This is a genomic window from Metapseudomonas resinovorans DSM 21078, from assembly GCF_000423545.1.
GTDB classification, from domain to species: domain Bacteria; phylum Pseudomonadota; class Gammaproteobacteria; order Pseudomonadales; family Pseudomonadaceae; genus Metapseudomonas; species Metapseudomonas resinovorans.
On sequence record NZ_KE384032.1, the window covers coordinates 1 to 25,243 of the forward strand.

The 25,243-nt window shown below is 62.4% G+C and carries 27 protein-coding genes; 11 read left to right on the forward strand and 16 right to left on the reverse strand.

What is annotated here, in order from left to right; genetic code table 11:
- On the forward strand, window positions 1-299 hold a 299-nt coding region (locus tag G559_RS30835), incomplete at its 5' end, for a hypothetical protein (protein ID WP_211228809.1).
- Between the two features lie 6 nt (window positions 300-305).
- Here the strand turns inward: G559_RS30835 and tyrS are convergent.
- Entirely contained in the window at window positions 306-1,505 is a 1,200-nt protein-coding gene (tyrS, locus tag G559_RS0126065; protein WP_028631045.1) for a tyrosine--tRNA ligase, read from the reverse strand.
- A 184-nt stretch (window positions 1,506-1,689) separates the two neighbouring features.
- On the opposite strand from tyrS, the gene G559_RS0126070 reads away from it, so the two are divergent.
- Together G559_RS0126070 and G559_RS0126075 are read left to right on the forward strand one after the other, a co-directional pair.
- Window positions 1,690-3,129, forward strand: a complete 1,440-nt coding sequence (locus G559_RS0126070; RefSeq protein WP_028631046.1) for a peptidoglycan DD-metalloendopeptidase family protein — start codon at window positions 1,690-1,692, stop codon at window positions 3,127-3,129.
- 4 nt (window positions 3,130-3,133) lie between these two features.
- Complete coding sequence (locus G559_RS0126075) at window positions 3,134-4,225, forward strand: anhydro-N-acetylmuramic acid kinase (RefSeq protein ID WP_028631047.1); 1,092 nt, start codon at window positions 3,134-3,136, stop codon at window positions 4,223-4,225.
- 62 nt (window positions 4,226-4,287) lie between these two features.
- On the opposite strand, the gene erpA is transcribed toward G559_RS0126075, so the two are convergent.
- Together erpA and argC are read right to left on the reverse strand one after the other, a co-directional pair.
- The gene (erpA, locus tag G559_RS0126080; protein ID WP_028631048.1) at window positions 4,288-4,638 is read right to left on the reverse strand and encodes an iron-sulfur cluster insertion protein ErpA; all 351 of its coding nucleotides are present in this window, start codon (window positions 4,636-4,638) and stop codon (window positions 4,288-4,290) included.
- Window positions 4,639-4,789: 151 nt separating this feature from the next.
- On the reverse strand, window positions 4,790-5,824 hold the full coding sequence (gene argC, locus G559_RS0126085) for an N-acetyl-gamma-glutamyl-phosphate reductase (protein ID WP_028631049.1): 1,035 nt from the start codon (window positions 5,822-5,824) through the stop codon (window positions 4,790-4,792).
- A 133-nt stretch (window positions 5,825-5,957) separates the two neighbouring features.
- Between argC and hemJ the strand changes: the two genes are divergently transcribed.
- From hemJ to G559_RS0126110, 5 genes are all read left to right on the forward strand, one after another.
- A complete protein-coding gene (hemJ, locus tag G559_RS0126090) occupies window positions 5,958-6,383 on the forward strand; it encodes a protoporphyrinogen oxidase HemJ (RefSeq protein ID WP_028631050.1) in 426 nt (141 codons plus the stop codon).
- Between the two features lie 20 nt (window positions 6,384-6,403).
- Window positions 6,404-7,366 carry an NAD(P)H-dependent flavin oxidoreductase gene (locus tag G559_RS0126095; RefSeq protein ID WP_028631051.1) on the forward strand — a complete coding sequence of 321 codons (963 nt, stop codon included), beginning with the start codon at window positions 6,404-6,406 and terminating at the stop codon, window positions 7,364-7,366.
- A gap of 226 nt (window positions 7,367-7,592) precedes the next feature.
- Window positions 7,593-7,877, forward strand: coding sequence for a type III PLP-dependent enzyme domain-containing protein (locus G559_RS29400; RefSeq protein WP_028631052.1), 285 nt, complete (start codon window positions 7,593-7,595; stop codon window positions 7,875-7,877).
- Window positions 7,878-7,970: 93 nt separating this feature from the next.
- Window positions 7,971-9,008 (forward strand): DUF805 domain-containing protein, encoded by a 1,038-nt coding sequence (locus tag G559_RS0126105; protein ID WP_028631053.1) that lies wholly within the window; start codon window positions 7,971-7,973, stop codon window positions 9,006-9,008.
- Between the two features lie 55 nt (window positions 9,009-9,063).
- Window positions 9,064-9,852 carry an SDR family NAD(P)-dependent oxidoreductase gene (locus G559_RS0126110; RefSeq protein WP_028631054.1) on the forward strand — a complete coding sequence of 263 codons (789 nt, stop codon included), beginning with the start codon at window positions 9,064-9,066 and terminating at the stop codon, window positions 9,850-9,852.
- Window positions 9,853-9,858: 6 nt separating this feature from the next.
- Here G559_RS0126110 and G559_RS0126115 read toward each other — a convergent pair whose 3' ends face one another.
- Window positions 9,859-11,340 carry an AAA family ATPase gene (locus G559_RS0126115; protein ID WP_028631055.1) on the reverse strand — a complete coding sequence of 494 codons (1,482 nt, stop codon included), beginning with the start codon at window positions 11,338-11,340 and terminating at the stop codon, window positions 9,859-9,861.
- Window positions 11,341-11,430: 90 nt separating this feature from the next.
- Here G559_RS0126115 and G559_RS0126120 point away from each other — a divergent pair, with 90 nt between their 5' ends.
- Together G559_RS0126120 and coq7 are read left to right on the forward strand one after the other, a co-directional pair.
- Window positions 11,431-11,769, forward strand: a complete 339-nt coding sequence (locus G559_RS0126120) for a histidine triad nucleotide-binding protein (protein ID WP_028631056.1) — start codon at window positions 11,431-11,433, stop codon at window positions 11,767-11,769.
- Window positions 11,770-11,887: 118 nt separating this feature from the next.
- The gene (gene coq7, locus G559_RS0126125; RefSeq protein ID WP_028631057.1) at window positions 11,888-12,535 is read left to right on the forward strand and encodes a 2-polyprenyl-3-methyl-6-methoxy-1,4-benzoquinone monooxygenase; all 648 of its coding nucleotides are present in this window, start codon (window positions 11,888-11,890) and stop codon (window positions 12,533-12,535) included.
- Between the two features lie 60 nt (window positions 12,536-12,595).
- Here the strand turns inward: coq7 and speD are convergent, their stop codons facing one another.
- Together speD and G559_RS0126135 are read right to left on the reverse strand one after the other, a co-directional pair.
- Window positions 12,596-13,390 (reverse strand): adenosylmethionine decarboxylase, encoded by a 795-nt coding sequence (gene speD / locus G559_RS0126130; RefSeq protein ID WP_028631058.1) that lies wholly within the window; start codon window positions 13,388-13,390, stop codon window positions 12,596-12,598.
- 248 nt (window positions 13,391-13,638) lie between these two features.
- The gene (locus G559_RS0126135; protein ID WP_028631059.1) at window positions 13,639-14,061 is read right to left on the reverse strand and encodes an OsmC family protein; all 423 of its coding nucleotides are present in this window, start codon (window positions 14,059-14,061) and stop codon (window positions 13,639-13,641) included.
- Between the two features lie 226 nt (window positions 14,062-14,287).
- Here G559_RS0126135 and crp point away from each other — a divergent pair, with 226 nt between their 5' ends.
- Window positions 14,288-14,932: a cAMP-activated global transcriptional regulator CRP gene (gene crp, locus G559_RS0126140; RefSeq protein ID WP_028631060.1), complete on the forward strand. Its 645-nt coding sequence runs from the start codon at window positions 14,288-14,290 to the stop codon at window positions 14,930-14,932.
- A gap of 60 nt (window positions 14,933-14,992) precedes the next feature.
- On the opposite strand, the gene trpC is transcribed toward crp, so the two are convergent.
- The 10 genes from trpC to G559_RS0126190 form a co-directional block, all read right to left on the reverse strand.
- Window positions 14,993-15,829: an indole-3-glycerol phosphate synthase TrpC gene (gene trpC / locus G559_RS0126145; protein ID WP_028631061.1), complete on the reverse strand. Its 837-nt coding sequence runs from the start codon at window positions 15,827-15,829 to the stop codon at window positions 14,993-14,995.
- Window positions 15,826-16,875 (reverse strand): anthranilate phosphoribosyltransferase, encoded by a 1,050-nt coding sequence (gene trpD, locus G559_RS0126150; RefSeq protein WP_028631062.1) that lies wholly within the window; start codon window positions 16,873-16,875, stop codon window positions 15,826-15,828. The genes trpC and trpD overlap by 4 nt, the downstream gene beginning before the upstream one ends.
- Window positions 16,875-17,468 carry an aminodeoxychorismate/anthranilate synthase component II gene (locus G559_RS0126155; protein WP_028631063.1) on the reverse strand — a complete coding sequence of 198 codons (594 nt, stop codon included), beginning with the start codon at window positions 17,466-17,468 and terminating at the stop codon, window positions 16,875-16,877. The genes trpD and G559_RS0126155 overlap by 1 nt, the downstream gene beginning before the upstream one ends.
- A gap of 10 nt (window positions 17,469-17,478) precedes the next feature.
- Window positions 17,479-18,966, reverse strand: coding sequence for an anthranilate synthase component I (gene trpE / locus G559_RS0126160; RefSeq protein WP_028631064.1), 1,488 nt, complete (start codon window positions 18,964-18,966; stop codon window positions 17,479-17,481).
- Window positions 18,967-19,057: 91 nt separating this feature from the next.
- The gene (locus G559_RS0126165; protein ID WP_028631065.1) at window positions 19,058-19,897 is read right to left on the reverse strand and encodes a phosphoglycolate phosphatase; all 840 of its coding nucleotides are present in this window, start codon (window positions 19,895-19,897) and stop codon (window positions 19,058-19,060) included.
- A 1-nt stretch (window position 19,898) separates the two neighbouring features.
- Entirely contained in the window at window positions 19,899-20,567 is a 669-nt protein-coding gene (gene rpe / locus G559_RS0126170; RefSeq protein WP_028631066.1) for a ribulose-phosphate 3-epimerase, read from the reverse strand.
- Between the two features lie 139 nt (window positions 20,568-20,706).
- A complete protein-coding gene (locus G559_RS0126175) occupies window positions 20,707-21,534 on the reverse strand; it encodes an ABC transporter permease (protein ID WP_028631067.1) in 828 nt (275 codons plus the stop codon).
- 10 nt (window positions 21,535-21,544) lie between these two features.
- A complete protein-coding gene (locus tag G559_RS0126180) occupies window positions 21,545-22,792 on the reverse strand; it encodes an ABC transporter permease (protein ID WP_028631068.1) in 1,248 nt (415 codons plus the stop codon).
- 112 nt (window positions 22,793-22,904) lie between these two features.
- The gene (locus tag G559_RS0126185) at window positions 22,905-23,936 is read right to left on the reverse strand and encodes an ABC transporter substrate-binding protein (protein WP_028631069.1); all 1,032 of its coding nucleotides are present in this window, start codon (window positions 23,934-23,936) and stop codon (window positions 22,905-22,907) included.
- A gap of 49 nt (window positions 23,937-23,985) precedes the next feature.
- The gene (locus G559_RS0126190) at window positions 23,986-25,095 is read right to left on the reverse strand and encodes an ABC transporter ATP-binding protein (protein WP_028631070.1); all 1,110 of its coding nucleotides are present in this window, start codon (window positions 25,093-25,095) and stop codon (window positions 23,986-23,988) included.
- Window positions 25,096-25,243 lie beyond the last annotated feature (148 nt).

The window sequence follows — 25,243 nt, forward strand, 5'->3', positions numbered from 1 at the left end:
CTACAGCAGCCTTTCTTACTGTCAAGCTGTTTTTCGAAAATCTCTTTTCTACTCAACCGCTTGCGCCTTCGATCCGATCTCTCTTCTCGTCAGCGGGAGGCGCATTCTACAGCGCTCAATCACGCTGTCAACACCTCCTTTCCAACTCCACTCGCCACCGGCGAACCTTGCGAAGCGGAACCTCCCAGCACCTTCACCAACCACTTAACTCATTGATCTACAAGGAGTTTTGCTTGGCAACTGCGCCGGAAGAGGTGCGCATTATAGGGATGCAGATTCTGCCGTCAACACTTAATTGAAAGGTTTTACTCGACAGCCAGGGATACGCGAGCAAATGCCTTCTTGCCGGCCTGCAGTACATGAGTTGCGCCCAGCTTGAAGGTAAAAGCACGATCCACAACTTGACCGTCCACACGCACACCACCAGAGCCAAGAAGGTCACGGGCGACCGCGGCATTCTTCACCAGACCTGCCTTATTAAGGACAGACGCAATGGGCATGTCTTCGGCGGAGTACAGCTGAACCTCCGGTAGATCCATCGGCAGTTCGCCTTCCTTCATGCGATTGCCGGCGGAGCGGTGAGCAGTGGCCGCAGCTTCCTCACCATGGAAACGAGCGACGATCTCCTCAGCCAGCTTGATCTTGATGTCGCGAGGATTGGCACCCGCCGCTACGTCACACTTGAACTGCTCGATTTCCTCCATGGAACGGAAGCTAAGGAGCTCGAAGTAACGCCACATCAATTGATCCGGGATGGACACCAGCTTGTTGTACATGACACCCGGCGCCTCCTGGATGCCCACGTAGTTACCCAGGGACTTGGACATCTTCTTCACGCCATCTAGACCTTCCAGCAATGGCATGGTCAGGATGCACTGGGACTCCTGCCCGTAGGCACGCTGTAGCTCACGCCCCATCAGCAGGTTGAACTTCTGATCAGTACCACCCAACTCGACATCCGCGCGCAGCGCTACGGAGTCGTACCCCTGCACCAGCGGATAGAGGAACTCATGGATGGCAATAGGCTGATTGGTGCCGTAGCGCTTGCTGAAGTCATCGCGCTCGAGCATACGGGCGACGGTGTACTGGGAGGCCAGGCGAATAAAGTCCGCTGGAGTCAACTGGTCCATCCAGGTCGAGTTGAACGCCACCTCGGTCTTGGCCGGATCAAGAATCTTGAACACCTGAGCCTTGTAGGTCTCAGCATTCTCCAGAACCTGCTCACGAGTCAGCGGCGGGCGAGTGGCGCTCTTGCCGCTGGGGTCGCCGATCATCCCGGTGAAGTCACCGATCAGGAAGATCACCTGATGCCCCAGCTCCTGAAACTGCCGCAGCTTATTAATAAGGACGGTGTGCCCGAGATGAAGATCGGGGGCGGTCGGATCGAATCCTGCCTTGATACGCAACGGCTGGCCACGCTTGAGCTTTTCGACCAGCTCGGACTCGACCAGAACCTCTTCCGCACCGCGCTTGATCAGCGCCAGCTGCTCTTCAACCGACTTCATGACAGGACTCGTAGACCGTTGGATGGACAAAAGGGGAACCAACCATACAAGATCGCGAACTAATTACAAGTTCTGAGCCCAGCGCCGTGCCAGTCAGCGGAAGGCTGCACTCCAAGGTTGCCTAGGGCGGATTTTGATTATATTTTAGGCAGTTAGTTCATATTCCAAAACAACACCACACGCCATGACGCATTCAGTACCCAAAGCGCCGCCCTATCCGAAGAGCCACTTGCTGGCTGCTAGCGGTGTGGCTGCGCTGCTCAGCCTGGCCCTGCTGGTGTTCCCGTCTCGCGAAGTCGAGGCGAAGAAGACCTACATCAACCTGGAGCTGGAGAACAGCTCGGAGATGGTAATCCAGGAGAAGGACGACCTCCGACCAGGTTCCATCACCGGGGATGAGGGTTTCTCGCCATTCACCAAGATCGAGAACCCTGCCGACAACCAGAACAGCGCCGGAAAAGACGCGGATAAGAAGAAAGAAGAAGCTACCGACCTCGTTGCCACTCAGAAGCCTGTCGATCCCAGCCTCAAGGCCGTGACCGTAGGCAACGGCGATACTTTGTCTACGGTGTTCGCCAAGGTCGGCCTATCCGCCAATGTCCTGCACGACGTCCTGAACAGCAGCAAGGACGCCAAGCAACTCAGCCGCCTGAAGGTTGGCCAGAACTTCGAATTCAAGCTCACACCCAGCGGTGAGCTCGAAAAGATCAGCACCAAGGTTAGCGGTCTCGAGAGCGTTCACCTGGAAAAGACCCCCAAGGGCTACGCCTTCAAGCGTGATGTAATCAAGCCGGAGTTGCGCTCTGCGTACGCCCGCGGCGTAATCGACAGCTCGCTGTTCCTGTCCGCTAAACGCGCCGGCCTTTCCCACGATCTGGCCATGGATCTTGCCAATATCTTCGGCTACGACATCGATTTCGCCCTCGACATCCGTGAAGGCGACGAGTTCGAGATGATCTACGAAGAGAAGGTGGTTGAGGGCAAGAAAGTAGGTAGCGGGGAAATCCTCGCCGCTCGCTTTATCAACCGTGGTAAGACCTTTTCCGCGGTCCGCTATGTCGACAAGCAGGGCACTGCCAGTTACTTGCGCGGCGACGGCACAGCTATGCGCAAGGCCTTCATCCGCACACCAGTGGACTTCGCCCGCATCAGCTCGCGCTTCTCCAACGGTCGCCGCCACCCAGTCCTGAACAAGATCCGCGCTCACAAAGGCGTGGATTACGCTGCTCCCCGCGGTACTCCGATCAAGGCCACCGGTGACGGCAAGATCGTCCTGGCAGGCCGCCGCGGCGGTTACGGCAACGCCGTGATCATCCAGCACGGCAGCAAATACAAGACGCTGTACGGCCACATGCAAGGTTTTGCCAAGGGCATTCGTACCGGCGGCAGCGTCAAGCAGGGCCAGATCATTGGTTATGTGGGTACTACCGGCCTGTCTACCGGTCCGCACCTGCACTACGAGTTCCAGGTCAACGGTGTGCATGTCGACCCGCTGGGCGTGAAACTGCCGATGGCTGATCCGCTGATCGCCAGCGAGAAGAAGCGCTTCCTGCAGATGAGCCAGCCGCTGATGGCACGCATGGATAGGGAAAAGGCCAGCATGCTTGCCTTGAACAAGCGCTGACCGCATGCAGCGCTATCTGGGGGTGATGTCCGGGACCAGCCTTGATGGCCTGGACATTGCGTTGGTCGAACAGACCGATCGGATCACCCTTCTCGACACCCACTACATCCCCATGCCCGGCTCGCTACGTAGCGAGCTGCTGGCGCTCTGCGCCTCCGGCCCCGACGAGCTCGCCCGCGCCGCACTGGCGGAGAACGGCTGGGTCGAGCTGGCCGCTGCGGGTATCAACGCCCTGCTGGTTCGCAACAACCTGGGCGCCAGGGATATTCGCGCCATCGGCAGCCACGGACAGACCGTGCGCCACGAACCTGCGCGTGGTTTCACCATCCAGATCGGCAATCCCGCACTGCTTGCCGAGCTCACAGGTATCACCGTGGTTGGCGATTTCCGCCGACGCGACGTCGCTGCTGGCGGACAGGGTGCGCCTCTCGTACCCGCCTTCCATGAATCGTTGTTCGGCGACGCCAACAGCTACCGTGCCGTGCTCAACGTCGGCGGTTTCAGCAATCTGAGCCTGATCGAGCCGGGCAAAGCAGTGCATGGATTCGACTGTGGTCCTGGCAACGTTCTGCTGGATGCCTGGATTCATCTTCAGCGCGGCGAGAGCTACGACCGCAATGGTGACTGGGCCGCCAGCGGAACCCTGCAACAGCGGCTGCTGGATACCCTGTACGGTGATTCCTTCTTCACCACCCAAGGGCCCAAGAGCACTGGCCGCGAGCTATTCAACCTCGGTTGGCTACAGTCCCGGCTGGCACGCCTGCCGCTCTTCAAGCCCGAAGATGTACAGGCCTCCTTGCTGGAGCTCACTGCCCGCAGCATCACGGAAGCCCTCCGCGCCGCGCAGTCGAAGACTGACGACCTGCTGGTCTGCGGCGGCGGCGTCCACAATCAGCATCTGATGCAGCGTCTCGCTGCCCTTTTGCCTGACACTCGCGTGTGCAGCACTGCCGACTTTGGCGTGGACCCGGACTGGGTCGAGGCCATGGCGTTTGCCTGGCTGGCCCACTGCTGTCTGGAAGGTATTCCCACCAACCGCCCCAGCGTCACTGGCGCCCGCGGCCTGCGCATCCTCGGCGCCATTTACCCCGCCTGAACGAAGTCAGCAGAAACTAAAACGCCGTGCATAAGCACGGCGTTCGCTGTACGAGCTGAAAATCAGATCGAGAACGAAGACCCACAGCCACAGGTGGTGGTGGCATTCGGGTTCTTGATCACGAAACGCGACCCTTCGAGACCTTCCTGATAATCAACCTCGGCACCCGCCAGGTACTGGAAGCTCATCGGGTCGACGACAAGGCTGACGCCGTCGCGTTCGACGATGGTGTCGTCGTCCGCCACGTCTTCATCGAAGGTGAAGCCGTACTGGAATCCCGAGCAGCCGCCGCCGGTCACGAAGACACGAAGCTTCAGGCGCGGATTGCCCTCTTCATCGATCAGGTTCTTCACCTTGCTGGCCGCGCCCTCGGTGAACATCAGGGCTGAAGGGGTGAAGGTTTCGACGCTCATGCTGCAACTCTCCCGGCTTGACGCCGCCATACTGCGCTAAGGCGAGGCATTATCCGCTTACCCTAGAAAACTGGTCAACTATTAAGCGATTCGACCCTGCCAATGGATCGAGGTGCGGCGCCGGGACACGAACCTCCGGCGCCGCCTGACATCACGGCAGCAGAGCCGCGTGGGAGAGACCAAGGCGCTCATCAAGGCCGAACATGATGTTCAGGTTCTGTACCGCCTGACCGGACGCACCCTTCACCAGGTTGTCGATCACCGAAAGCACCACCACCAGGTCGCCGCCCTGGGGACGGTGAACCGCGATGCGGCATACGTTGGCGCCGCGCACACTGCGGGTTTCGGGATGGCTGCCGGCCGGCATCACATCGACGAAGGGTTCGTTGGCGTAGCGCTTCTCGAACAGCGACTGCAGGTCGACGCCTTTGTCCACAACGTTCGCATAGAGGGTGGCGTGGATACCGCGGATCATCGGAGTCAGGTGCGGTACGAAAGTCAGGCCTACCGGGCCACCGGCGGCGCGGCGCAGGCCCTGGCTGATTTCCGGCAGATGGCGATGCCCCTTCACCGAGTAGGCCATCATGCTTTCGCCTGCCTCGCAGAACAGCGAGCCCACCTTCGCACCACGACCGGCACCACTGACACCGGACTTGCAGTCGGCGATCAGTTGATGCGTATCGGCCAGGCCGGCTTCCAGCAGCGGGATGAAACCGAGCTGCGCAGCAGTCGGATAGCAACCGGGGACGGCGATCAGGCGTGCGCCTTTGATGGCTTCACGATTCACTTCCGGCAGGCCGTAAACAGCCTCCGGCAACAATGCCGGCGCGCCATGGGGCTGGCCGTACCACTTGGCCCATTCCTCGGCGTCTTGCAAACGGAAGTCCGCGGAGAGGTCGATGACCCGGGTTCCGGCCGCCAGCAACTCACCGGCCAGCGCATGGGCTACGCCATGGGGCGTGGCGAAGAAGACCACGTCGCACGCTCCCAGGGTTGCGGCGTCAGGCACGCTGAATGCGAGGTTGTCGTAGTGACCGCGCAGGTTCGGATACATGTCGGCGACCTTGACCCCGGCCTCGGATCGCGAGGTGATCACCGCGACCTCCGCCTGCGGATGCTGAGCCAGCAGACGCAGCAATTCGACACCGGTATAGCCTGTGCCGCCGACGATTCCGACCTTGACCATCACTTGCCCCTCAATGAACCGATTGGAAAGCTGCCGATGATAAGGCCGCATCGGCCAGGGGCCAACCGCTGAGGTGACGTGCGGCCGCTCAAGCCTCTACTATCCGGACCATCTGTCCGATGGAAACCTTCCCATGCTCTATCTGTGGCTCAAGGCCTTGCATATCATCGCCGTCGTCTGCTGGTTCGCCGGCCTGTTCTACCTTCCGCGACTCTTCGTCTATCACGCCCAGGCCGAGGACGAGCCCAGCCGTGAGCGCTTCAAGGTCATGGAGCGCAAGCTCTACCGCGGCATCATGGGGCCCTCGATGATCGCCACCCTGGTCCTGGGAATCTGGATGCTCTATCTCAACTCGGGCTGGCTGAGCCAGGGCTGGCTGCACGCCAAGCTCACTCTGGTGATCCTGCTGATCGGCTATCACCACGCCTGCGGCTCCCTGCTCAAGCGTTTTGCCCGGGGCGAAAATCGCCGGGGCCATGTGTTCTACCGCTGGTTCAACGAAGTCCCGGTGCTATTCCTGATCGCCATCGTCATCCTGGTGGTGGTCAAGCCCTTCTGAACTGACAAGAGGAACTCCAGATGTCCCTGCCTGCCCTGCTCGATCAACGCCTGCGCTTGCCGGTCGTGGCCGCACCAATGTTCCTGGTGTCCAATCCCAAACTGGTCCTGGCCTGCTGCAACAACGGTATCGTTGGCAGCTTTCCCGCCCTCAACCAGCGCGAGAGCAGCGGCTTTCGCGCCTGGCTGGATGAGATCGAGGCGGGCCTTAGGACAGACGCTGCGCCCTTCGCGGTGAACCTCATTGCTCACCACAGCAACCCGCGACTTTCGGCCGACTTGGCCATCTGCGTCGACAAGCGTGTCCCCATCGTCATCACCAGCCTCGGCGCAGTGAAGGAGGTCGTAGACGCTGTGCACAGCTACGGCGGTCTTGTATTTCACGACGTGACCACTCGCCGCCACGCCGAGAAGGCCGCCGAGGCAGGCGTGGACGGCCTGATCGCCGTAGCGGCGGGCGCCGGCGGCCATGCCGGCACCTTGAGCCCCTTTGCGTTGATCGCCGAAATTCGCCAGTTCTTCGACAAGACCCTGCTGCTCGCTGGCTGCCTCAACCACGGCCACGAAATCTTTGCCGCGCAGATGCTCGGCGCCGACCTGGCCTACCTCGGCACCCGCTTCATCGCCACTCAGCAGAGCGATGCCGAAACCCGCTACAAACAAATGATCCTCGATGCCCGCGCAGCCGACATCATCCACACTCCGGCCGTTTCCGGCGTACCTGCGAGCTTCATGCGCCAGAGCCTGGAAGCGGCCGGCTACGACCTGAAGCGCCTCGCCGACAAGGGCGATATCAACTACGGCGAGAAGTTGAAACCCGTCAGTGATGAAGCCAAGGCCTGGAAGACCGTTTGGTCAGCTGGCCAGGGGGTGGGCAACATTCGCGACCTACCCACGGTGGACGAGTTGATCGCCCGTCTTGACCAGGAGTATCGCGCCGCCCGCGACAAGGCCGGGCAACTGGGTCAACGCTGGGCTCAATGAGGCGGCGCACCCTGCTCGGGCTCGGGCTCGGGCTCGGAGCGCTCGGCGCCCTGGGCCTGTGGTCCGCGCGTCCGACTGATCACGGCCGCCCCCACGATGCCTACTTCATGGGCCTCAACCATTCGACAGTGACCTGCTCCACGAGCACCTGCCGGCCCTGTGGATAGCCACACCCGTACTCAAGGTACTCGATGGCGCCTTACCCTATCTGGAAGGCGCACAAGGAGTGCTGCAGGGCTGGAACCCCAATTGCCAGCGCGCCCATTACCTCTATGGAGGCAACTGGCAAGCCACCCCGGTTTCCCCGGCCGGACCCACCCATGACAACCTCTACGGCCGCAGCGCCAACCAGGAGCGCTTGGCCGGCTCCCACGCTACAGGGCTCGCCGTGGACGACTGGGTCTTCCTGCGTCCGACGCATTCTGAAGGCACCCTAGGCGAGTTCGCTGACCTGCGCCTGTTGCGCCGCGGAAGCCTGGTCGGACGCTGGAGCCCGCTCGGCCTCGCCTGAACCCTGTTTTTTGTGCGCCAGCCCGCTTGTGCCGCGGGCCAGAGCGCAATTACGCTGTGCCATCATTTTTCTGTCGCTGACAAGGATGCTCGCATGACCGAAGCCCGCTACAAGATCGTCTTCGACGGAGAACCCATGCCCGGTGTGGCGCTGGACACCGTCAAAGAAAACCTCGCCCGCCTGTTCAAGAGCGATACCAGTAAGATCGACAGCCTGTTCGGCGGCCGCAGTGTCGCCTTCAAGCGCCACCTGCTGGAAGCCGAGGCGGACAAGTACCTCGCCGCGCTGCAACGCGCCGGCGCCAAAGTGCGCAAGGAGCACGACCTGGCGGCAGGCCTGAGTCTGGTGACCACGGATGATCACCCGGAGCCCAGCACCCCTGCTGCCGAAGTCGCCCCGAAAAGCGACAGCATGAGCTGCCCGAAATGCGGCCATGAACAACCGAAATCGACGGAGTGCCAGGCCTGCGGGATCATCATCGACAAATACCTGGCCCGCCAGACGCAACTGTCCGAAGAAGCCACCCTGGTGAAAGCCTCAATCACCAGCAGCGAACCCGCATCGCCCTACGCTCCGCCCCAGGCCCAGGTCGGCGAGCAGTTGCCGGAGTTCGGCGAATTGAAGGTGTTCGGCACCAACGGCCGCATCGGCCGGGTGCGCTACCTCGGCTGGAGCATGGCGTTGATGCTTGCCTTCCTGCCGATCGGCGGTGTCATCCTGGGCAGCTTCGCGCTTTCCGAGATCCTCGCCGGTCTGCTGACTCTGGTCGCGAGTCTGGCGCTAGTTGTGGTCAGCGTATGCATTGGCGTGCAGCGCCTGCACGACATCGGCTGGTCCGGGTGGCTCTGGCTGTTGAACTTCGTCCCCGTCGTCGGCAGCGTTTTCGCGCTTCTGATGCTCTTCGTCCCTGGCACTGACGGCCCGAACCGCTATGGCCCGCCACCGCCGCCAAACAGTCGTGCAGTAAAAGTGCTGGCCTGGCTGATCATTCTGGTGCCGGTAATCGGTATAGTCGCCGCCATTTCGATACCGGCCTATCAGGACTACCTGATGCGCGCCCAGTTGGACGCTGCCGCCAGCTTCGAGCAACCGGCCGAAGTGCCCCCGCTCGAAGGCGAGTCCGCCGAGTAAGCAACCTCCCGGGGCCGGCGTTGTCCAACCCGGCCCCGTTACGGAGAACCTCCAGATGCCCCGTTATGCCTTGATCACCGGCGCCTCCAGCGGTATTGGCCTGGCCCTGGCCGAGGCCCTGGCGAGACGGGGGCGCCACCTGCTGCTGGTGGCCCGACAGCGGGACGTGCTGGAGAGCATCGCCTGCGAGTTGACCCAGCGCTTCGGCGTCGAGGTGCTGTTCCGCTACTGCGACCTCGCCGAACCCTTGCAGGTGTCCGGCCTGCTGATGGACCTGGAACAGGGTGAGCGGGAAATCGACCTGCTGGTGAACAACGCAGGCATTGGTTCCTGCGGCGCCTTCGTTGACCAGGACTGGGGCCGCGAGCAGGAGCTGATCGAGTTGAACATCCTCGCCTTGGCCCGGCTCTGCCATGGCATTGGCGGTCTGATGGCACGCCAGGGTGGCGGGCAGATCCTCAACGTCGCCTCGGTGGCGGGCTTCCAGCCCGGCCCCTGGATGAGCAACTACTACGCCAGCAAGGCCTACGTATTGAACCTCTCCGAAGGCCTGCGAGAAGAACTGCGCCCGCGCGGCGTGAATGTCTCGGTGCTGTGCCCTGGCCCAACCCGCACCGCCTTCTTCCGCGGCGCCCATCTGCAAGTCGACAGCCTGGAAGGCAGCAAACTGATGATGAGCCCCGAGGAAGTAGCGCTGATCACCGTACGCGCCCTGGAAAAGAACCGCGCCATCATTATCCCCGGCTGGCGCAACCGGCTCGCCGCCCTGGTCCCCAGGCTGGCCCCGCGCTGGCTGGTACGCCGCTTGCTGGGCCGGGTCATTCGCCGTTTCGCCCAACCCTGAGGGGCCTCACTCGGCTTTCACGCAACGCCCGTTCGCCCATGCCCGCAAGTTTGCCAGCTGCTCGGCCATCAGCACCGACAATGGCGCGGTACCCTTGATCTCACGCAGCAGCAGAGCCTGGTCGGCCGGGCATTGCTGGGCCTGGGCAGCGTAGAGCATGCCTACCACCGCCTGTTCGATCTCAGCGCCGGAAAAACCATCACTGGCCCCCACCAGTTGATGCAGGTCGAACTGCGCCGGGTCCAACTCGCGTCGGCCCAGGTGAATACGGAAGATTTCGGCACGAACTTCAGGCTGCGGCAAGTCGACGAAAAACAGCTCATCAAAGCGTCCCTTGCGGAGCAGCTCTGGCGGTAGCCGGTCGATGGCATTGGCAGTCGCCACCATGAACACCGGCGCCTTGCGCTCGGCCATCCAGGTCAGCAAGGTCCCCAGCACGCGCTGGCTGACACCGCCATCATGGTCGCCGCTTGCCAGGCCTTTCTCCACCTCATCCATCCATAGCACGCAGGGGGCCATCTGCTCTGCCAGCTTCAGCGCTTCGCGCAGGTTGCGCTCGGTTTCGCCAAAGAATTTGTTGTACAGGCAAGCGAAGTCCAGGCGCAGCAGTGGCAACCCCCAGAGGCCGGCGACTGCCTTGGCCGCGAGGCTCTTGCCTCCACCCTGCACACCGACCAGCAATACCCCTTTGGGTCGGTCCAGGCCCTTGTCGTCCAGCAACGCAGACTGACGCTCGGCCAACCAACGCTTGAGGTTGGCCAGCCCCCCAACCTCGGCAAAACGAGCCGTCTCGTACTCGAAACTGAGCACGCCCTCCAGATCCAACAATTGAAACTTCGCCTTGTTCAGCTCCGGAAGGTCTTCCTGGGTAATGGCGCCGTCGTCGCAGATCACATTGCGCGCAAGGGCCCGGGCCTCACCATGACTCATGCCACGCAAATTCTTCACCACCTGTTGCAAGGTGCGGTTGTCGGTGCGGACCCGCGCACCACGATTACGCTCGCTCCAGCGCGAGGCCTCTTCGCGAACGATGCTCAGCAACTCATCCTCACTGGGTAGTGCCAGATCAAAGCGCGCCGCGTAGCGCTGCACTTCCGGCGGCAGCTTGAGCGCATGGGACACCAGCACCAGGGTTGGCTTATGGGTGCCCTCGGCCATGGCCACTTCCTTGAGCAGCCTTACCACCTTGGGGTTGTCGCCCAGAAAGGGATGCAGATCGCACATCACATACAGGTTTGGTTGCGGATCAGCCTTAATCAGCTTGAGCGCCGTTTCCGGCTCGCGACTGTCACCCTCGCCCATGCTGTCACCACCGAAACCCAGGCGCTGCAGCCCTTCGCTGACCGCCCAGGTGAAGAGTCCGAGACCGCGCTTGACGGCCAGGCTGGTGAGGGTTTCAAGCACCCGGCGCTCATCCCAGGACTCGATCAGGACCAGCTTGACCCTCGAGTCCAGCACTAGGCTGAGGTCGTGGATATCGTTCTTCACAGAGGCTCCTTGTGGGCATCGGCCGATGCTGGCCGGGGAAATCGCTCGCCGCTAAACTCGGACATTCTTATAACAGGCCGGAGAATTCCCGTGGACTGTCTGTTCTGCAAAATCGCTGCCGGGGAAATTCCCGCGCGCAAGCTCTATGAAGACGACCAGGTCGTCGCCTTCCACGACATCGCGCCGCAGGCTCCCGTGCACTTCCTGGTGATCCCGAAGAAGCACGTGCGCACGCTCACCGACCTCACCGAGGACGACAAGGCGCTGGTAGGCCATATCGCCTACACCGCCCAGCGCCTGGCGATGGCGCAAGGCTGCGACGAAGGCTTCCGCGTGGTGATGAACTGCAACGAACAGGGTGGCCAGACCGTCTACCACATCCACATGCACGTGCTTGGCCAGCGCCAGATGCACTGGCCGCCGGGCTGATCCGGCCTCGTCCCAAGGGCGGGAAGCCCTCCCGCCCACCGACCACCGTCTGACTCCGGTCAAACCTTGGTCATCCCCTTGCGGTAGAATGCCTGCCGACGTCCTACGGAGGTGCCGCATGGCCAGCGAACGTTCCTACTCCCCCGCCGACCGCCTGTTGCTGCAGGCCGATGCCGCACTGCGCACCCTGCTGCCATTTACCGGTCAGCCATTCCGCCCCTCTCCCGCCGATGGCCAACCCGATGCTGAACTCAAGGCAGAGGACGCCCGCCACATCGCCGGGCTGATGCGTATCAACCACACCGGCGAAGTCTGCGCCCAAGCGCTCTACCAGGGGCAGGCGCTGACCGCGAAGCTGCCAGAAGTGCGCGAGGCCATGGAGCACGCCGCCGAGGAAGAGGTCGACCACCTGGCCTGGTGCGAACAGCGTATCCGCGAGCTGGGCAGCCGCCCGAGTGTCCTCAATCCGATCTTCTATGGCTTGTCGTTTGGCGTCGGCGCCGTAGCCGGCCTGATCAGCGATCGAGTGAGCCTGGGCTTCGTTGCCGCGACCGAAGACCAGGTGTGCAAGCACCTCGACGAGCATCTGGAGCAACTGCCCGCCGAAGACGCCAAGTCCCGCGCCATCCTCGAGCAGATGCGTACCGACGAGGAGCAACACGCCACTAGCGCCATTGAGGCCGGCGGCCTGCGCTTCCCCGCTCCGGTGAAGTTCGGCATGACACTGCTGTCGAAGATCATGACCAAGAGCACCTACCGGGTCTGAACGCCGCACATGAAAAAGGGCGCCATCAGCGCCCTTTTTCGTTTCTACCGGGAAGCGTCCTCAATGAGGCATGTTTCGCGCGTAGAAGATTTCCAGCATCTCGTGCCGTACGCGCTCTTCGACTTCCTTGCGCTGCTCGACAGTCAGATTGCTGGTGGCATCGCCGAACAGGTAATTGTCCAGCTCGAAGTTCTTGAGCAGCATCTTGGTGTGGAACATGTTCTCCTGGTACACGTTGACGTCCGTCATCTGATAGGCGTCCTGAGTGTCTTCGGAGAGGTAGTTCTGGATCGAGTTGATCTCATGGTCGATGAAGTGCTTCTTGCCTTCCACATCACGGGTGAAACCGCGCACGCGATAGTCGACGGTGACGATGTCCGAGTCGAACTGGTGGATCAGGTAGTTGAGCGCCTTCAGCGGAGAAATCACGCCGCAGGTGGAAACATCGATGTCCACCCGGAAGGTGGCGATACCCGACACCGGATGGATCTCCGGATAGGTGTGAACGGTGATGTGGCTTTTATCGAGGTGCGCCAGGATGGTCTCCGGCAGCGGGCCCGGAGATTCCTCGATCTGGCTGTCGGTAGGGGTCACCGGCTGCTCGGAGATCAGGATGGTCACGCTCGCGCCCTGGGGATCATAGTCCTGGCGGGCAATGTTGAGGATGTTGGCACCGATGATGTCCACCACGTCGGTGAGGATCTGGGTCAGGCGCTCGGCGTCGTACTCTTCATCGATGTACTGGACGTAGGCCTGCTGATCCTCGGGGGTCTCCGCGTAGCAGATGTCATAGATGTTGAAGCTCAAGGTCTTTGTCAGGTTGTTGAACCCGTGGAGCTTGAGTTTGCTTTTCACCGTTGAGAGCTCTCTGTGCATATGCGGCTCTGCCGCGTGGTTGAGCATGCCCGTCAGAAGCGCACGACACTTCTGCGTAGGACGGTTTACACCTCTTCGCGTTGGCGATTGTGGTCGTAGGTTCGGGGCCCGACGCCCCGGAAATTGAAAGGGGGCGAATTATGCAGACGACGGGCGCCGTCTGCCAGAGTTTGCCGCGCAATTATGATGGCCGGATGTCGTTATCCGGCCATCCATCGGGACCGGGCTCAGCCCAGCTCGACGATTTCGTAATCATGGGTGATCTCGACACCTGCGCGGCCGAGCATGATCGAAGCCGAGCAGTACTTCTCCGCAGACAGCTCCACCGCGCGCTTGACCTGGGCGTCCTTGAGTCCGCGCCCCTTCACCACGAAGTGCACGTGGATCTTGGTGAAGACCTTGGGGTCCTCGCTGGCGCGCTCGGCTTCCATGAAGGCTTCGCAGCTTTCCACCGGCTGGCGGGATTTCTTCAGGATGCTCACCACGTCGAAGTTGGTGCAACCGCCAAGACCGATCAGCAGCATTTCCATGGGACGCACGCCCAGGTTGCGACCGCCAGCCTCGGGCGGGCCATCCATCACGACCGCGTGGCCGCTGCCGGATTCGCCAAGGAACAGGGCTTCGCCCGCCCATTGGATGCGTGCTTTCATCGCCTGGAACTCCGCTCGGAAAAAGGTGCGGTAGCTTATCACAGCGCGTTTTCCATGCCGGGCTGCAAATAGTTCCGGGGCAGGTGTTAGGTGCGTCGCAAAATCACGTTGTCGAATCAGGGTCCTCTGTTAAGCTGGCGCCGGATTACTGGCACACTTGGCCGGACAACTATTAGAAAATTGCCTGTTGGACAAAGGCTTACCTTCTCTATTTCGGGACTCGGGCATGGTCGCAATTACCCTTACACCAAAAATAAAGAGCCTGGACAAGATTCTCGCGCATTGTCACCGCCGCCGTTACACGGCCAAGAGCACCATCATCTATGCGGGCGATCGCTGCGAAACCCTCTTCTTCATCATCAAGGGCTCCGTCACCATCCTGATCGAGGATGACGACGGTCGCGAGATGATCATCGCCTACCTCAACGCCGGCGACTTTTTCGGCGAGATGGGCCTGTTCGAAAAGGAAGGCGCAGAGAAGGAGCGCAGCGCCTGGGTCCGCGCCAAGACCGAGTGCGAAGTGGCCGAACTGAGCTACGCCAAGTTCCGCGAGCTCACTCAGCAGGATCCGGAAATCCTCTACGCCCTCGGCAGCCAGATGGCCGACCGCCTGCGCAACACCACGCGCAAGGTAGGCGACCTGGCCTTCCTCGACGTGACTGGCCGCGTAGCACGCACCCTGCTCGACCTGTGCAAGCAGCCGGACGCCATGACTCACCCGGACGGCATGCAGATCAAGATCACCCGCCAGGAAATCGGCCGTATCGTCGGCTGTTCCCGCGAAATGGTCGGCCGCGTGCTCAAGAGCCTGGAGGAACAGGGCTTGGTGCATGTAAAGGGCAAGACCATGGTGGTCTTCGGCACCCGCTGAAGCCGCAAACGAAAAAGCCGGCGCAAGCCGGCTTTTTCATGTCTGAAGCAAAGGCCTTGCTCAGTCCGGATCGATGCCCGCCACCACGCGATTACGCTCGGGGAAGAACAGGCGGCTCAGTTCGGTGCCCGGCTCTTCGGCGCGCATGAAGGCTTCGCCCACCAGGAAGGCATACACGCCGCTGACTTCCATCAGCTCCACATCGGCACGATTGAGAATACCGCTCTCGGTTACCACCAGGCGGTCACGCGGAATGCGCGGCAGCAGGTCGAGGGTGTTTTCCAGGCTGACTTCGAAGGTGTGCAGGTTGCGGTTATTGATGCCCACTAGCGGGGTATCCAGGCAGTTCAGCGCGCGATCCAGTTCCTTGCCGTCATGCACTTCCACCAGCACATCGAGGCCGACGTCCTTGGCGGTGGCCGCCAGCTCCTTCATCCGCGAATCTTCCAGCGCGGAGACGATCAGCAGGATGCAGTCAGCACCGAGCGCACGGGCCTCGACCACCTGGTACGGATCGATCAGGAAGTCTTTGCGGATCACCGGCAACGAGCAGGCCGCACGGGCCTCCTGCAGGTAGGCATCGGCGCCCTGGAAGAAGTCCACATCGGTCAGCACCGACAGGCAGGCGGCACCGCCGGCCTCGTAGCTTTTGGCAATCTGCGCCGGAATGAAGTTCTCGCGCAGCACGCCCTTGCTCGGGGAGGCCTTCTTCACTTCGGCGATTACTGCTGGCTCGTGGCGCTCGACACGCTCCAGCAGCGCCCGGGCGAAACCACGAGGGGCGTCGGCGGCGCGGGCCAACGCTTCGACTTCGGCCAGTGAGACGCGGGCACGGCGATCAGCCACTTCCTCGGCCTTGCGCGCCAGGATCTTCTCAAGAACGGTTGGGATGCTCACGCTTCATTCTCCACTCGGAACACCGCGGTAAAGGAGGCCAGCTCGTCCAGCTTTTCGCGGGCCAGACCAGTGTGCAGAGCGTCCTGCGCCAGGCGCACACCTTCTTTCAGGCTGGACGCCAGGTCGGCAGCATAGAGCGCCGCGCCGGCGTTCAGCACGATCATGTCGGCGGCCTTCTGGCCGTTTTCCGTCTTGCGCCTGCCCAGGGCGTCGCGGATCAGCTCCAGCGACTCCTGCGGACTGCCGACGGTCAGGCCGATCAGGCTTTGGCTCTTGATGCCGAAGTCCTCGGGCTGGATCTGGTACTCGGTCACTTCGCCGTCCTTCAGTTCGGCGACATGGGTCGGTGCGGCCAGACTCACCTCGTCCAGGCCATCACGGGAGTGGACCACCAGGATGTGCTCACTGCCCAGGCGCTTGAGTACCTCGGCCAGCGGGCGACACAGCGCCTGGCTGAATACGCCGACCACCTGATGCTTCACCCCGGCCGGATTCGTAAGCGGGCCGAGCATGTTGAACAGGGTGCGCAGACCCAGTTCGCGACGCGGGCTGGCGGCGTATTTCATGGCCTTGTGATGCACCTGGGCGAACATGAAGCCGACACCGATGCCTTCGATGCAGCGCGCCACCTGCTCCGGCTTGAGGTCCAGGTAGATGCCGGCGGCTTCCAGTACATCAGCGCTGCCGGTCTTGCCGGATACCGCGCGGTTGCCATGCTTGGCCACTTTGCCGCCTGCCGCAGCAACCACGAAGGTGGCGGCGGAAGAAACGTTGAAGATGTTGGCGCCATCACCGCCGGTCCCCACTACGTCGACCACGTGGTCGAGGCTGGAGAGTTCCACACGGGTGGCCAGTTCACGCATGACCGAGACCGCACCGACGATCTCTTCGATCGTCTCGCTCTTCATGCGCATGCCCATGAGGAAGGCACCGATCTGTGCGTCGGTGCACTGGCCGGTCATGATCAGGCGCATCACGTCCTGCATTTCTTCGGTGGTCAGATCCAGTTGGTTGACCACCCGGTTCAGGGCTTCCTTGATGTCCATCAGCGCACTCCACCGGTTTGCTTGAGGAAGTTGGCCAGCAGTTCATGGCCCTGTTCGGTAAGGATGGACTCCGGATGGAACTGCACACCCTCGATGTTCAGCGTCTTGTGACGCAACCCCATGATTTCGTCCACCGAGCCGTCGGCGTGCTGGGTCCAGGCGGTGACTTCCAGCTCGACGGGCAGGGTTTCCAGCTTCACCACCAGGGAGTGATAGCGGGTGACGGTCAGTGGGTGGTTCAGGCCTTCGAACACGCCCTGGTCCTTGTGGAACACCGGGCTCGTCTTGCCGTGCATGGCCTGGCGCGCACGCACGACGTCACCGCCGAAGGCCTGGCCGATGCTCTGGTGGCCAAGACAAACGCCGAGGATCGGCAGCTTGCCGGCGAAATGGCGGATCACTTCCAGCGACACGCCCGCTTCGTTGGGCGTGCAGGGGCCGGGGGAGACCACGATGCGTTCCGGGTTCAGCGCCTCGATCTCGGCGATGGAGAGCTCGTCGTTGCGGATCACATGCACGTCCGCGCCCAGTTCACCGAGGTACTGCACCACGTTGTAGGTAAAGGAATCGTAGTTGTCGATCATCAGCAGCATGGTGCAATCCTCAAGCGTCGGTCTTGGCGGTCTGTTCGGCGAGAGTCACGGCCCGGAACATCGCCCGGCGCTTGTTCAGCGTCTCTTCCCATTCCAGGGCTGGGACCGAATCGGCGACGATGCCGGCGCCAGCCTGTACATGAAGTTCGCCGTCCTTGATGACCGCGGTACGGATCGCGATGGCCGTATCCATGTTGCCGTTCCAGGCCAGGTAGCCCACGGCACCGCCGTAGACACCACGCTTGACCGGTTCGAGTTGGTCGATGATTTCCATGGCGCGAATCTTCGGCGCACCGGAAAGCGTGCCGGCCGGCAGGATGGCGCGCAGCGCTTCCATTGCGGATATACCTTCCTTGAGCTGGCCGGTGACGTTGGAAACGATGTGCATCACGTTGGAGTAGCGCTCGATCACCATCTTCTCGGTGACCTTGACGCTGCCCGTGCTGGCGACGCGGCCTACGTCATTGCGGCCGAGATCGATCAGCATCAGGTGTTCTGCCAGCTCCTTGGCGTCGGAGAGCAGGTCTTCTTCCAGGGCGCGGTCGGCTTCCTCGGTCGCACCACGTGGGCGGGTACCAGCGATCGGGCGCACGGTGACCAATCCGTCCTCGACACGCACCAGCACCTCCGGCGAGCTGCCCACCACGTGGAAGTCGCCAAAGTTGAAGAAGTACATGTAAGGAGTGGGGTTGAAGCAGCGCAGGGCGCGGTAAAGGTCGATAGGAGCGGCCTGGAAGGGAATCGACATGCGCTGGGAAATCACCACCTGCATGCAGTCGCCGGCCAGGATGTACTCCTTGATCTCACGCACTGCCTGCTCGTAGTCCTCACGGGTGAAGCTGGAGCGGAATTCCGGCTCGCCCCCAACCGGTAGGCTCGGGTCCACGCCCAGGCGCGGCACTACCGGCTGCCGCAGCTTCTGCCGCAGCTCGACCAGGCGGGCCTGACCCTTTTCGTAGGCCTCGGGCTGGGTCGGGTCGACCAGGACGATGGCGTGCAGCTTGCCGGCCAGGTTGTCGAACACGACCACCGCGTCCGAGACCATCAGCAGGATGTCCGGGGTACCCAACGGATCGGGGTTCGGGCAGTTGGCCAGGCGCTTCTCGACGTAGCGCACGCAGTCATAGCCGAAGTAACCCACCAGGCCGCCGTTGAAACGCGGCAAGCCGGCGATGGGCGCCACCTGGTAGCGCTCCTTGAAGTCTTCGACGAAGGCCAGCGGGTCTTCGCAATCGTGGGATTCCACCTCGACATCGTCGACGCTGACGCTGACCTTCAGGCCGTGGGCGCGCAGCACAGTGCGGCTCTGCAGGCCGATGATGGAGTACCGCCCCCACTTCTCGCCGCCCTGCACGGACTCCAGCAGGTAGGAGTATGGGGTGTCGGCAAGCTTCAGGTAGAGGGAGAGGGGAGTGTCGAAATCCGCCAGGGTTTCGAACGCAAGCGGAATGCGGTTGTAGCCTTCGGCGGCCAAACGCAGGAATTTTTCGCGGGTCATGATCAGCCTCGTGGGCAGGGAGCCCGTTGAGGACTCCTGGAGATTAGAACGTCGGTGTGCAAGCGCGCCGGAGCATCCGGCCAGAATGAATTCAGGCGCGCCAGCGCCAACGGGCGACGGCCTTGATGATCTTCATTCCGGCTCGTTCGAGCCGATGCTTGCAGTGAACCACCACGTTTCTGTCTCGTTGAGGCGGATTGTCGGAGGAGTCCGGCGACATTAGCGCAGCACCGTGAGCGGCGCAACCGCCAGGCAACAGCTCGCGCAGGTCATCCACCACCAGGGCCGGTTCCTCCTCGCTAATGGGGCGGCCATGGTTGTAACCGTAGCTCAGCGCCACGCATTGCACCCCGGCTGCCTTGGCTGCAAGCACATCGTTGCGCGAGTCACCGACGAACAGCGCATCGGTGCGACTGACGCCGGTCATGTGCATCACATGGAGCAGTGCGGCCGGGTCGGGCTTTTGCTGCGGCAGGGTGTCGCCAGCGATGATCAGCGGGAAATAGCGCCCAAGCTTCATCTCGTCCAGCAGGGGGGCGACGAAGCGTCCAGGCTTGTTCGTGATCAGCGCCAGCTCCACGCCCTCTTTCTTCAGCCACTTGAGGGTTTCCGCCACGCCCGGGTAGACGGTGGTCAGGGCATGGCTCTCGGCATAGGCGTCCATGAACAGCACCAGACCGCGCTCGGCGTCGCTGTCATGCACTGCGGAATGATCGATATCCCCGGCCAGGGCACGGCGCACCAGCACCCGAGCGCCGTTGCCGACCCACTCGCGAACCCGCTCCACTCCGGCGGCAGGTCGGCCAAGGGCAAGTAACATGCTGTCGACAGCGGCCGCCAGGTCGGGAACTGAATCCACCAGAGTGCCATCCAGGTCAAACATCACCAGGCGTGGCAGGCGCCCGTCGAACAGCCGCTGCAGCGCGCTCATATCAAACCTGGGCCAGCTCGGCGCGCATGGCGGCGATGACTTCGGCGTAGTCCGGGGTGTTGAAGATGGCCGAGCCGGCGACGAAGGTGTCGGCACCCGCAGCAGCGATCTCGCGGATGTTCTTCACGTTGACGCCGCCATCGATCTCCAGGCGGATGTCACGGCCGGAGGCGTCGATCAGGGCACGCGCCTCGCGCAGCTTGTCGAGGGTGCCGGGGATGAACTTCTGTCCACCGAAACCGGGGTTGACGCTCATCAGCAGGATCATGTCGACCTTGTCCATCACGTACTTCAGTACGTCCAGCGGAGTCGCCGGGTTGAACACCAGGCCGGACTTGGCACCGCCATCGCGGATGAGTTGCAGGGAGCGGTCGACGTGCTCGGAGGCTTCCGGATGGAACGTCACGTAGGTGGCGCCCGCCTCGATGAAGTCACCGATGATGCGATCCACCGGCTTGACCATCAGGTGCGCGTCGATCGGCGCGGTGATGCCGTACTTGCGCAGCGCCGAGCAGACCATCGGGCCAATGGTCAGGTTGGGCACATAGTGGTTATCCATCACGTCGAAGTGAACGATGTCGGCGCCGGCGGCGAGGACGTTCTCCACTTCTTCGCCCAGGCGGGCGAAATCGGCGGATAGGATCGACGGTGCGATGGCGAAAGGCTGCATGGCGGACCTCAGGGCAGAATCACGGTGGCGCGGATTGTAGCCGGGATGAATGGCGCGCGGGGATTCGACCGATGACTGAGGTGAGGCGGAAAAGAACCTGCCCGCGATAGGGACGCGGGCAGGCGAAGGTTGGAGAAGCTTACTCCGGCATGGAGGTGCGCATGCGCTCACTGCGACCACGCAGCCATTCCAGCACCAGCAACAGCGCGACGGAGAAACCGATCAGCAACGTCGCGGCAGCGGCGATAGTGGGGCTGAGGTTCTCGCGAATACCACTGAACATCTGCCGCGGCAGGGTGGCCTGCTCGGGGCCGGCGAGGAACAGGGTAACCACCACTTCGTCGAAGGAAGTGGCGAAGGCGAAGAGCGCTCCAGAGATCACCCCCGGCGCGATCAGCGGCAGGGTCACCTTGAAGAAGGCGGTCAGTGGCGGCGCTCCCAGGCTGGCGGCGGCGCGCACGAGGTTGTAGTTGAAGCCCTGCAGGGTGGCCGACACCGTGATGATCACGAAGGGCACACCCAGCACCGCATGCACCAGGATCAGCGACAGGTAGCTGTTGCCAAGCCCCAATGGTGCGAAGAACAGGTAGCTGGCGACACCGATGATCACCACGGGCACCACCATCGGCGAGATCAGCAGGCTCATCACCAGCGCCTTGCCGCGGAACTCGCCCCGGGTCAGGCCGATGGAGGCCAGAGTGCCGAAGACCATGGCCAGCACAGTGGCCGCCGGGGCGACGATCATGCTGTTGGCCAGCGAGCGCATCCACTCCGCCGAGCCGAAGAAATCGGCATACCAGCGCAAGGAGAAGCCCTGCAGCGGATAGACGAGGAAGGTGCCGGAGTTGAACGACAGCGGGATGATCACCAGCACCGGCAGGATCAGGAACAGCAGCACCAGGCCGCAGAGGCCGCGCAGGGTGAAGTACCACAGGCGCTCGACCGGGGACATGTAGGGACTCAGCATTTTTCTCTCCTCAACCCAGACGCAGGCGGCCAGCGCCTACCAGCCAGCTGTACACCACATAGAGAATCAGGGTGGCGAACAGCAGCATGCCGCCCAGGGCCGTGGCCATACCCCAGTTGATGGTGGTGTTGGTGAAGAAGGCGACGAAGTAGCTCACCATCTGGTCGTTCGGGCTGCCCAGCAGCGCCGGGGTGATGTAGTAGCCGATGGACAGGATGAACACCAGCAGGCACCCGGCACCAACGCCGGCCACGGTCTGCGGGAAGTACACCCGCCAGAAACTGGCGAAGGGGTGGCAGCCGAGGGAGATCGCCGCCCGCATGTAGCTCGGCGAGATGCCCTTCATCACGCTGTAGATCGGCAAGATCATGAACGGCAGCATGATGTGCACCATGGCGATGTAGACGCCGGTGCGGTTGAACACCAATTGCAGCGGCTGGTCGATCAGGCCGAGCTTGATCAGCGCGCCGTTGATCAGGCCCCCAGACTGCAGCAGCACGATCCAGGCGGCGACGCGCACCAGGATGGAGGTCCAGAACGGCAGCAGCACCAGGATCATCAGCAGGTTGCTCTGCCGGGTCGGGAGGTTGGCCAGCAAGTAGGCCAGCGGGTAGGCCAGTAGCAGGCAGATTACCGTGATCACCGCGCCCATCCAGAAGGTGCGGGCGAAGATGTCCAGATAGATCGCCTGGTCCGGAGTGGCCGGGGCAACCTCGCCCAGATCATCGATGCGATGGTCGAGGGCCGCCAACAGGTAATAGGGGGTCAGTTCACTGGCGTTGCGGCGGATCGCCTGCCAGTAGGCCGGGTCGCCCCAGCGCTCATCCAGACTTTCCAGGGCATCTTTATACGAGGCTGGCTCGGTCTTGAACGGCAGGGCACGGGCAGTCTTGGCCATCAGGCTGCGGTAGCCGGCCAGCTCCATGTTCAGGCGCTTGGAAAGGTCGCCGATAGTCTGGTTCTTGCGCGCCGCGGCGAGGTCTTCAGCCAAGGCCTTGTACACCGGTTCGTCGGGCAGCGCCTTGCCGTCCCAACTGGAAATGGCGTCGACGGTGCGCGGCATGGAACCGACCACTTCCGGGTTGTTCACGCTCCTGTAGAGCAGCGCGCCGATGGGCACCAGGAAGGTCAGCAGGAGGAAAATCAGCAGCGGCAGGATCAGCGCCTGGGACTTCAGGCGATTCATCCGCTCGGCACGGGCGAGGCGCTGCTTCAGGCTGGGGCCGGCGACCTCGGTAAGGGGCACTGCAGTGGCCATGACGAACTCCGTTGGAACAGGGTTGGACTTTCAGCCCGGTAGGGCCGAGGTGAGGAAAGACTTCCCTCACCCCCAGCCCCTCCCCCGGAGGGAGAGGGGAATAGCGGCAGCCTTACTTGGCCGCCCAGGAGTTGAAGCGCTGCTCCAGTTGCTCGCCGTAGTCAGCCCAGAAGGTGACATCCATGGCGACCTGGTCCTTGATGTTCTCCGGGGTGGTCGGCATGTCCTTGAGCAGGGCCTTGTCCAGCAGCGGCACTGCCTGGGTGTTGGCCGGCCCGTAGGCGATGTTCTCGGAGTAGATCTTCTGCTGCTCGGGCTTGACCGAGAAGGCGATGAATTCCTTGGCCTTGTCGATATCCTTGGCGCCCTTCGGAATCGCCCAGGAGTCGAAGTCGTAGATACCGCCGGTCCACACGACTTTCAGGTTGCTTTCCTTCTGCACGGCAGCGATACGGCCGTTGTAGGCGGAGCTCATGACCACGTCGCCGGAAGCGAGGAACTGCGGCGGCTGGGCGCCGGCTTCCCACCATTGGATGCTCGGCTTGATCTCGTCGAGCTTCTTGAAGGCGCGGTCCTGGCCTTCCTTGGTGGCGAGCACGCTGTAGACGTCTTTCGGCGCAACGCCATCAGCCATCAGGGCGAACTCCAGGGTGTACTTGGCGCCCTTGCGCAGGCCGCGCTTGCCGGGGAATTTCTTCACATCCCAGAAATCAGCCCAGCTGGTGGGCGCGCTCTGCAGCTTGTCGGCGTTGTAGGCCAGCACGGTGGACCAGACGAAGAAGCCGACGCCGCAGGGCTGGATGGCACCGGGTACGAAGTCTTCGGACTTGCCGAACTGGGCGGCGTCGAGCTCTTCGAACATGCCTTCGTCGCAGCCACGGGAAAGCTCAGGCGACTCCACTTCCACCAGGTTCCAGGACACGCTGTTGGTGTCGACCATGGCTTTCACCTTGGCCATTTCGCCGTTGTACTCACCGGCGATGATCTTGTTGCCGGTGCTCTGCTGGTAGGGCTCGTAGAACGCCTTGACCTGAGCATTCTTGTTGGCGCCGCCAAAGGACACCACGGTCAGGTCAGCAGCCATCGCCTGGGAGGCGCAGGCCAGCCCGAGAGCGATGGCGGTGAGTTTCAGGGATTTCGACATTGTTATTTTCTCCACAGTGCAGGGTTGCTAATGCCTTGGCGCCGTCGCGTCATTCCGCCAGAAGCGGGTCCAGTGCGCGGACGTGCTCCACTTGCCAGCCGAGCGGCACCACATCGCCTACCGCCAGTGCGGGGTCGAGCTCAGCAATAGGTTGCTTGACGAAGAAATCGGGCTTGCCGCACACCTCCATGCGGATACGCACGTGATCGCCCAGGTAGATGAACTCGGCAACGCGCCCGGAAAAGCGATTCACGCAGCTCTCGCTGTGGCCATTCAGGCGTACGCGCTCCGGACGGATCGACAAGGTCACCGACTCACCCGGCTTGCCGACGTTGATCGCCAGCGCCTCGATCTTCTCGCCACGGGCCAGACGCACCACGCAGCGATCGCCGTCGTGGCTTTCCAGCTGCCCGTTCATGCGGTTGTTCTCACCGATGAAGTTCGCCACGAAGGTGTTGCGCGGCAGCTCGTAGAGCTCGCGCGGCGGGGCGATCTGCTGGATCTCACCCTGGTGGAACACGGCCACGCGGTCGGACATGGTCAGGGCTTCGCCCTGGTCGTGGGTCACGTAGACCACGGTCACGCCGAGGCGTTGATGGATGTGCTTGATCTCCATCTGCATGTGTTCACGCAGCTGCTTGTCCAGTGCGCCGAGAGGTTCATCCATCAGCACCAGCTGAGGTTCGAACACCAGGGCACGGGCCAGGGCGACACGCTGCTGCTGACCGCCGGAAAGCTGGCCCGGGTAGCGGTTGCGGAAAGCGTCGAGCTGGACCATGGAGAGCGCACGCTTGACCCGCTCGCTGGCGTCGGTCTTGCTCATGCCGCGCACCGAGAGCGGGAACGCGAGGTTCTCGGACACGGTCATGTGCGGGAACAGCGCGTAGTTCTGGAACACCATGCCGATGTCGCGTTTGTGCGGGGGCACGTTATTGATGGAGCGACCGGCCAGGAGGATCTCGCCGCTGGTGGGGGTTTCAAACCCGGCGAGCATCATCAGGCTGGTGGTCTTGCCGGAGCCGGACGGCCCGAGCAGGGTCAGGAACTCGCCTTTGCGAATGTCCAGGTTGAGGTCTTTGACGATCAGGGTCTCGCCGTCGTAGCTCTTCTGCACGCCGCGAAAGCTGACCAGGATGTCGTTGCCTTGTGTCTCGGCCATAACCGCACCTTTGTTTTTGTGTCTGCCGTAGACAAAAGCCTAGAGAAGGTGGCAGGTCACGCAAATCGGGCGGTATGAGAGATTGCTATAAGGCTTAGAGAGGATTTCTTGTAGGGATCGCCCTACAAACCAGAGCGCCATTGTCGGA